Source organism: Rhodococcus sp. EPR-134 (genome assembly GCF_001647205.1).
In the GTDB taxonomy this organism is placed as follows: domain Bacteria; phylum Actinomycetota; class Actinomycetes; order Mycobacteriales; family Mycobacteriaceae; genus Rhodococcus_F; species Rhodococcus_F qingshengii.
In genome coordinates this window covers 1-7,990 of the sequence record NZ_LVCT01000316.1, presented here as the reverse complement: position 1 = coordinate 7,990, position 7,990 = coordinate 1, and the positions used below count along the sequence as shown (strand labels likewise).

At 60.7% G+C, this 7,990-nt stretch carries 11 protein-coding genes, 1 pseudogene and 1 riboswitch; of the genes and pseudogenes, 5 read left to right on the top strand and 7 right to left on the bottom strand.

What is annotated here, in order from left to right; genetic code table 11:
* Positions 1–132: 132 nt before the first annotated feature.
* Positions 133–540: a RidA family protein gene (locus tag A2J01_RS14595; protein ID WP_047269303.1), complete on the top strand. Its 408-nt coding sequence runs from the start codon at positions 133–135 to the stop codon at positions 538–540.
* 22 nt (positions 541–562) lie between these two features.
* On the opposite strand, the gene A2J01_RS14590 is transcribed toward A2J01_RS14595, so the two are convergent.
* Positions 563–832, bottom strand: a complete 270-nt coding sequence (locus A2J01_RS14590; RefSeq protein WP_064112966.1) for a DUF4235 domain-containing protein — start codon at positions 830–832, stop codon at positions 563–565.
* Between the two features lie 187 nt (positions 833–1,019).
* Here A2J01_RS14590 and A2J01_RS14585 point away from each other — a divergent pair, with 187 nt between their 5' ends.
* Positions 1,020–1,235, top strand: coding sequence for a hypothetical protein (locus A2J01_RS14585; RefSeq protein WP_003945874.1), 216 nt, complete (start codon positions 1,020–1,022; stop codon positions 1,233–1,235).
* Between the two features lie 7 nt (positions 1,236–1,242).
* Here A2J01_RS14585 and A2J01_RS14580 read toward each other — a convergent pair whose 3' ends face one another.
* The 4 genes from A2J01_RS14580 to A2J01_RS14570 all read right to left on the bottom strand — a co-directional run bounded on the left by A2J01_RS14580 (position 1,243) and on the right by A2J01_RS14570 (position 3,798).
* Positions 1,243–2,400, bottom strand: coding sequence for an AI-2E family transporter (locus A2J01_RS14580; RefSeq protein ID WP_064112965.1), 1,158 nt, complete (start codon positions 2,398–2,400; stop codon positions 1,243–1,245).
* 64 nt (positions 2,401–2,464) lie between these two features.
* Complete coding sequence (locus tag A2J01_RS14575) at positions 2,465–2,941, bottom strand: hypothetical protein (protein WP_003945539.1); 477 nt, start codon at positions 2,939–2,941, stop codon at positions 2,465–2,467.
* 135 nt (positions 2,942–3,076) lie between these two features.
* Entirely contained in the window at positions 3,077–3,232 is a 156-nt protein-coding gene (locus tag A2J01_RS36415; RefSeq protein ID WP_003945564.1) for a DUF6131 family protein, read from the bottom strand.
* 164 nt (positions 3,233–3,396) lie between these two features.
* Complete coding sequence (locus tag A2J01_RS14570) at positions 3,397–3,798, bottom strand: nuclear transport factor 2 family protein (RefSeq protein ID WP_007734703.1); 402 nt, start codon at positions 3,796–3,798, stop codon at positions 3,397–3,399.
* A 101-nt stretch (positions 3,799–3,899) separates the two neighbouring features.
* Between A2J01_RS14570 and A2J01_RS14565 the strand changes: the two genes are divergently transcribed.
* Positions 3,900–5,255 (top strand): DUF1254 domain-containing protein, encoded by a 1,356-nt coding sequence (locus tag A2J01_RS14565; protein WP_064112964.1) that lies wholly within the window; start codon positions 3,900–3,902, stop codon positions 5,253–5,255.
* Between the two features lie 50 nt (positions 5,256–5,305).
* Here A2J01_RS14565 and A2J01_RS14560 read toward each other — a convergent pair whose 3' ends face one another.
* Both A2J01_RS14560 and A2J01_RS35795 read right to left on the bottom strand, forming a co-directional pair.
* The gene (locus A2J01_RS14560; protein WP_063314916.1) at positions 5,306–6,097 is read right to left on the bottom strand and encodes an SDR family NAD(P)-dependent oxidoreductase; all 792 of its coding nucleotides are present in this window, start codon (positions 6,095–6,097) and stop codon (positions 5,306–5,308) included.
* A gap of 166 nt (positions 6,098–6,263) precedes the next feature.
* Positions 6,264–6,422, bottom strand: a complete 159-nt coding sequence (locus A2J01_RS35795) for a hypothetical protein (protein ID WP_155419158.1) — start codon at positions 6,420–6,422, stop codon at positions 6,264–6,266.
* Positions 6,423–6,579: 157 nt separating this feature from the next.
* Here A2J01_RS35795 and A2J01_RS14555 point away from each other — a divergent pair, with 157 nt between their 5' ends.
* Positions 6,580–7,437, top strand: a complete 858-nt coding sequence (locus tag A2J01_RS14555; protein ID WP_064112963.1) for a siderophore-interacting protein — start codon at positions 6,580–6,582, stop codon at positions 7,435–7,437.
* 41 nt (positions 7,438–7,478) lie between these two features.
* Positions 7,479–7,659: riboswitch (cobalamin riboswitch) on the top strand.
* 58 nt (positions 7,660–7,717) lie between these two features.
* Positions 7,718–7,990, top strand: a pseudogene (locus A2J01_RS14550) (ABC transporter substrate-binding protein); the annotation flags it as partial.

Sequence of the window (7,990 nt, the reverse complement as noted above, 5' to 3'; positions counted from 1 at the left end):
GTGCTCTTCTTCTCGGCTCATTGGCAGTCATTCGTAGCTGCCGACTGAATGGATGGGTCCGACGATGAATTGGCAACCCCTGGCGTGCTGTGAAAGACTCGCTGCAAAACTTTACTATTCCTTGGGGAAATAATGTCGAAGTCGGTAACTCTGATCCGTTCCACGTCACTCTCTTCGGTGGCTGAATATGCCTATGCAGCAACGGCTCCCGCCGATGCACGGCTGATCTTCCTGGCCGGATCCTGTCCTCTGAACGCGGACGGCTCTACTGCCGCCATCGGTGACTACGCAGGACAGGCAGCCAAGGCCGTCGACAACCTGAGAACAGCTCTCTCGGACGCGGGCGCGTCCATCACCGACGTGATCAACACCCGCGTCCTCGTGGCGTCGAGCAATCAAGCCGACCTGGTTGCGGCGTGGGAGGTAGTCCGCGACGCGTTCGGTGATCACGACGCCCCGAGCACTCTGATGGGTGTGACCGTTCTCGGTTACGACGATCAACTGGTCGAGATCGAGGCAATCGCGGCCGTCGTCGACTGAACTCGAACCGAACCGGGCGTTCCTACCGAGGATCTTCATGAGCAAGGGCCCGGTAGCCCTTTGCCCCCGCACGATCCACTGCGGCTCGCACAACAGCGAAGATGGCTCCCTGCAGGGCTGCGGCGATCAGGACTTCCTTGCTCGACCTGCTCAAGTCTTTGGGCTCGGGCGCATTCTTGTCGTCACCGATGCGCTTCCACACCTGTTGGAAGACAGCGCCGGCCACGATGCCGCCCAGGACGCTGGTCGCCAGTGAGAGTGGCTTGTACATCGCTTTCGATACTGCGCTCATTGCGCGGATCCTCCGTGGTTCGATACGTACCGCCTGAGCGGCTGACCGACTCTCACTACCCAGCAGGCGAGGTGTCGAAACATTGCACCGGCAAGGCACGAAGACGACTGTCGCACGTTGTGTTCCACGGGTTTGCCACTTCTCGAGCCGGGTAGGATCGTCTTAGCGAAAGAAGGTTGTGTAAGTCATGGAAAACTACAGAATCGAACTACCGGACGGTACAACGGTGATGGAAGATTTCGTCTCGGATCGCGCCGCAATCGCATACGCGGTCGATCTGAATCACGGTTGTAGCGAGAAAGTCTCGGTATTCCGTATCACCGCCGAGGGAGAAACCATCCCGACTCGGATGTGCCCCAAGCCGAATCCTGGTTCTCGGCGTCGCGCGCGAAGCGTCCGATAGAAGCCGGTCAAGAAGCGTCGAGGCGCGGAAAGAGCGTCTCCCTTGCAAGCAGCAGCAAGGCCGCAGCGACCGGAATCGCCAGCAACGCACCGACAATACCGAGCAACGCTCCACCCAACAGAACCGCGACAACGGTCACCAGTGCCGGGACCGCCACCGTCTTCCCGATGATCTTCGGAACGAGCAGGTAGTCCTCGAGCAGACGTAACGCAATGAAGAACGCAACTGTCGCCAATGCCGTTGGGACAGAGACTGTCAGGGAGACCAGGGCGACGACAACCCCTGCGATCGTGGAACCGACTATCGGGATCAGATCGAGCAGAGCGACCAGCAGCGCCAGGATCAACGGATACGGCACGTCGAAGATCAACAACCACGCGAAGGTGCACACTGCGGTGATCACGGAGATCAGAACATTGCCGAGGACGTACCCACCCACACCTGCCAGTATCTGATCACCGATGGCGATTGCTCGTGGCCGCCGCGAATGTGGCACCAGCCGATACAGATTCGTGCGGATTCGTGGATAGTCGATCAAGAAGTACGTCGTCAGTACCGCAACGATTCCAGCGTCGGCGACTGCGCCGAACACCGCGCGCCCCGCTCCGAGCAAACCCGTCGCGAGCGCAGACCCCGAACCGTCCAGTTGGGTGGTGAGGTGCTCCTCGAGGTGATACTTCTCGTCGAGGTCGCTGACGATCGGATACCGGTCACGAATGTGTGTCAGAAGTTCGGGAGCGTGCGATGCGAACTGACGTCCCTGCTCGACCAGCGGAGTGATCGCAGCAACGAGAAACAGCGCGAGCATCACCGCAATTCCGAGGAGTACCACGGTGACCGCGATCCAGCGCCGGAAATGTCTCCGCTCAAGCCAGACGATCATCGGTTCGATGCCCACCGCGAGAAACAGCGCGACCACGATCAGGATCAGCATGCCTCGCGCCGCCAGGAGCACTTCGATCACCGCGTACGTCACGGCAACACCGGCCGCCGCGCTCAGACCGATGAAGAACGGTGAACGACGATCGAACCTCGGCCCCGGTTCGCCCAGCGGCCGGACGGGCGTCGCCAATGCTGCGGCTTCACGTTCGGCTTCCGCCATCGGATCTGCAGCTTTGACTTCACTGTCGGAATCCGGTGAGGTGTCCGCGGAACTGGGATCCATTCAAGCCACCTCACGATCCGCGCGACTTCCCGGCACGGGAGTGAGTACCCGTGCCGTGGCCGGATCAACCTCGAGGCTTCTCCGCTCCGCTTCGGGTCAGCGCGAGACCGGTTCCTACCACTCCGATAATCGACACAGCGATGGCGATGCTGGGCCAACCGTCGCTCTGCCAGTAGACGTCGTCGAGAGTGATCAGTAACGCAGCCTCGTCGACGATGAGCCCGAGTGCGATGCCCAACGCGATGCCCATCCATGTTCTTGCGCGAGGGCTTCGGTCTACGAGTCCGAAGATCGCCACCCCGGCCAACAGCAGAATTCCCCATAAATAGTGATGCAGATGAGTGCCACCGGCGCTGATGTCGCCGACGTCTCTGGTGTCGATCTGGATCAACCACGTCACCAGACGTGCTCCGCCGAACGTCAACGTGAAGGCCACCCACGCCAACACCAAACCGCGGCGCGATTCGTCAACCTGATTCCATCTGCGAGGGAATCTGAATCGCTCGGCAGATTTCTCTTCGTCATGGTCTCGAGAAAGCATCCTTCATGTTTACCCGATGCCGCTCAGATCGATAATTTGGGGTAGAGAGACCGAAAACCAGTTGGAGCACAAAAAGCGGTACCCGATCTCCGAAGAGATCGGGTACCGCCTTCTCAGCTACTCGCGCAGTATTGATCAATACCAGACTTTTCGTCCGCCCACTGCGCGCCCGGTAGCACCGAGGATGGACAAAACTGCACCTACGACGACCAAGATGATGCCGACGGTGGTCAGAATGCTCAACCCCGTGAAAAAGCCGATCAACGCCAGAATAATGCCGAGAACAATCATGTGAGAACCTCATCCGGTGTGCGTATCAAAATGATCTACTCAACTGACGCTACTACAGAAACTTCACAATCGATAAATCCGATAAATACATTCATAAATGCGAAACTCGTATTACTACCCAATAGTGTCACCGTTAAAACATCAGCCTTTCTCTTATCTCTACGTCATAGTTCCACGTCCTCGATCTTCGCCTCGACCGCCGGCGTGATGTGGCTCAACACGCAGCACCAACGACCGTCTCGCCGCGCGAACACGTCGGTGGTCCACTCGTCGGCGTCGTATTGTCTGCCGCCGTAGTGCGCGGTATTGACGATCCGCGTGGTGAACAGTGCGACGTCACCGAAGAAACGCACGCGAGCGCTCCCGACGCGGTCCATCGCCGAATGAGTCAAGTCGCCCGAGGCCACGAAACCCAGGAACTCCGCTTTGGTCGACACTCCGGATTCCGAGACGATCACCCAGTCGTCTGCCATGAAATCGCCGATCCGTTCGGCGTCGTTCGAGCACATCGCGACGTTCCACTCGTCTGCGACAGCGACCAATGCCGCACTCTCCTGATCCGACATGTCTTCTCCCTCTACCGTCGTCACCCTCGGCGGGTGATGCCCCGACGGCAGGGTTCCCGCAGGGTGGACTTCGAACCGACGTGCACGACGAGAGGGCAGTGATGACAGACACCAGTCGCACCGAGCTTGCAGCTCAGGCGTATATCTACGGATTTCCCCTCGTTTTCAATCTCGACCAGGTCCATCGGTATGTTCACAACGGTGTCGGAGCGAACCCCGCCGCACCTTTCAACACCTTCAGCCACGCCCGAACACTGGCCGGGCCGGCAGACACTTTCGTCACGATCAACAACGACACCGTGTATTCCATGGCGCAGATCGATCTCTCTGTCGGCCCCGTTGCGCTGCACGTCCCCGATACCGATGGCCGTTACTACGTCCTCCAGTTCGTGGACGCCTGGACAAACAATTTCGCTTACGTCGGGCATCGGGCCACCGGCACGAAGAGCGGAGACTTCCTTCTCGTCCCACCCACCTGGACGGGAATCCCGGCGGACCAGACCACGGTGATCAGATTTCCCACGAACATTGCGTCGATCGTGGGCCGCTGGGCATGCGGTGGCGACGACGACCTCCCTGCGGTGCACGCCTTGCAGGACGCCACCACGCTGACCGTCGTCGACTCCACCGGAAACTCGGCGGGTCTCCCAGTGCCCGAACCCGGGGTAAGCCAGGACCTCCTGTTCCTCGAGAAACTCCGCATCTGGTCACAGGCGTTTCCGCCGGCCCCACGCGATCGAGAACTCCAGGATTCCTTCTCCCCGATCGGAATCGACGAGCCCGGGGCCTCTCCCTATAGCTCACACTCTGCCGCTTCACTCTCTGCCGACGAGGCAGCCGCGTTGGCTGACGGATTGACGATCGGTGAGAAGAACCTGCTCGAGGCCCTCACGAAAGGCTCCAGCCCCGAAGTCAACGGATGGAAGCTCACATTCCACGCCTTCGACTACAACCTCGACTACTTCGAGGTCGGCACAATCGACGATCCACAATTCAAGATCGCCGATCCCAAGTTGCGCATCGTCGAACGCGCCGCGGCTGCCAAGGGCGGGCTGTGGGGCAACCACCCTTACGAAGCGGCGTACATCATGACCTACGTCGACGATCAGGGCGAGCAGTTGAACGGAACCCACACCTACACAATGAGACTCGACCCCACTCCGCCGGTGAGCGCCTTCTGGTCGCTGACGATGTACTCGGTGCCGGACTTCTTCCTCGTGGCGAATCCCGTCGACCGATACTCGATCGGCGACCGCACTCCAGGAATCGTCCACGACGCCGACGGTGCGTTGACGATCACGATCAGCCACGAGGAGCCGAAAGATCCCACGGCGAAGGCAAACTGGCTGCCCGCACCGCGCGGGGATTTCCGACCGGTACTGAGAATGTACGAACCTTCGCCCGCCGTGCTCGATCACTCCTACGTCGTCCCCGCCATCACTCGCTCGCGAGAATGACGGCTCGCGTCTGACGGCCTGCCTGTGCGGGCCGTCAGACGGACGCAGAATCAGGCGTGCGTGCCGCCGTCGATCCGGATCTCCGTGCCCGTGATGAAGGCACCATCGTCGGATGCCAACATCGCGATAACTCCCGCAACACTTTCCGGCCCGGCCATGGGGGCACCACCGGACTCCAGATCAGTGCTCAGAATCGGTGACAACTTGCCGAAGAGCGACCAGTCGGTGTCTTCCGGCAAGTACGACGCCGTAGTATCGGTGATTCCGCTCTTCACACTGCCCGGAGCCACCGCGACGGCACGCAGACCCTGCTTGCCGTATTCGAGAGCCAGTGCGTGAGTGAAGGACTGGATTCCTCCCTTACTTGCGGCATACGCGGCCATGTACGGGTGCGCGAAGGCAGCGGAGGTGGAACTGAAATTCACCACGACTGCGTTGCCGGTGGCAAGGAGAGCCGGCAGTGCCTGGCGCGTGACGAGGAAAGTGCCCGTCAAATTCACGGAGAGCACCTGATTCCACAAGTCCAGCGAGGTCTCGTGGGTGTGCCCACCACGCAGTATCCCGGCGGCGTTGACCAGTACGTCCAATCCCCCGAGAGACGAAATCGCCTGACCCACAACCTTGATGACGGAACCCTCGTCACCGATATCGACGACGACGGTGTCGAGGCGATCCTCCGTCGAAGCATGTTCTGCCGATTTCCGGGTGTTCGCCAAACCCTGCTCGGAGATGTCGGCAGCGACCACGCGGCCACCTTCGGCGAGCAACCGCAGCGCGGTGGCCTGCCCGATTCCAGATCCTGCGCCGGTGACGAGAATACGACGACCTTCGAAACGATTCATTGCTGTGTACCTTTCACGAAAACGAGTTGGTTGGCATTCCAGGCTCGGTGGCGCCGACACTCACAACTCACCCGCGAGAAACCTCAGGTACGGGAAATGCGCAGCACTGCAACAGGTGTGGCACTGCGAAATCTCGGCGAGGCAATGCTCGCCAAAGTAGCGAATGTCAGACGGATCCGGCCGGTGCGGCCAAGGCTCTTTCGATCCAGACAAGACCGGACGGGCGGCGGTCGATCGCCTTACGCCCACGTCGGAAAGTCGCTACGCCGAATCGGGCCGTGCGCAGTGCACGGCCGGAAGCGAGAGAACAGCGGCGTATGGACATCACAGGCACGGTAGCAGCGCCGGCACCACTCACTCAACCGCGTCGTTTCGAGACCCGAATCATTCAGGTAATCAAATGTCACTTCTGGACAACTCGCTCGACTTAGGCAGCACTAACCTGGTGGCATCCCGAAAAACCCGATCCAGGAGCACAGTCGATGACACATGCAGACGCCTCGCGCACAACAACTCCCCCGACGACCGTCCTACGGACCGCTGACCACAATCGCGGACTCAACGACGTTCTCGCGATCGTCGAAGCAATGGAGCGACCGAGCGATCACCTGCTGCGGATCACGGCTCGTTTGACGGAGTCGACCGACGATCCGACCTGGTCACGCCCGAATGTGACCGTACGCATGAATCTCGGGCCGGCCTTCGACGACGCTTCGCGCGTGTACACGGTGCGTTCCTACGATTCAGCGAGCGGATCGATCGTCGTCGATGTGGTCCTGCACGGACAGACCAGTCCGATGATGAGGTGGGCAGCAGCGTTGGCCGTCGGTGACACCTTCGGCCTCACCGGTCCGCGGCCACACTTCTTGATCCCTGATGTTCCTGGTCGACGTATCGCACTTTTTCTGGACGGCACCGCAATACCCGCATTGCACTCGATCATCGAGCAGTTACCTACCGACGTCGTCGGAATCGGCTGGTTCACAACAGATGACGAGGTCGCCTTCGCCGAACTGCCCGCCCTCCCCGGCCTGGAGCTTCACCGCGTGAGCGCAGATCCGGCCGAGCCCGACGGCCCACTGGCGGTACGAGCACGCGAGCTCGCCGATCCCGCGAGCTACGTCGTGTGGGGCGCCGGTGAACGCAACGAGATGCGCGCAATCCGGAAGCACTTTCGATCGAACGTCGGACTCGACAAAAACGACGTCGCGATATTCGGATACTGGAAGGAGGGCGTCAGCAACACCGAAATCGACCTCCGTCGACGCGAGAACTACGAGCGCATCCTCGCCGACGGCGGAACCCTCACCGACATCGACGACCTGGCCATCGAGATCTGATTGCCTCACACCAGCCGACCTGACCGGCGGTGCACTGCGGTGATAAGTTCCTCTGTGCCAGCGGACCTCCACACAGGGGGTCAGGGAATCCGGTGTGAATCCGGAACTGACGCGCAGCGGTGAGGGTGACCGCCCGGGCTTACGCCACTGGATGAGAATCTGGGAAGGCGCTCGGGTGGGGCGATCTCGAGTCCGAATACCGGCTGGCAGCAGGGGTCAACAGGCGCCTGTTCACACGGTAACGGGCTCCGCGAACGAGCCCCTGCGAGAACGAGATTCCATGCGTCTGTCCAGACTTCGCCTACCCGCCGCCGCCGTCGCTGCCCTGTTGAGCGCGTCGTTGGTTGCCTGCTCCTCCGACGACAGTGCTGCCCGACAATCCAACTCTTCCGAACAATCGCGCGTGACAGTCCAGAACTGTGGCCGAGACGTCACGGTGGAGCGACCGATCGAACGGGCAATCGCGGTAAATCAACCTGCAGCAGAGATGCTGTTCGCGCTGGGAGTGCAGGACCGGATGGCCGGGTACGCCATGAGCGATGACGATGTCCTC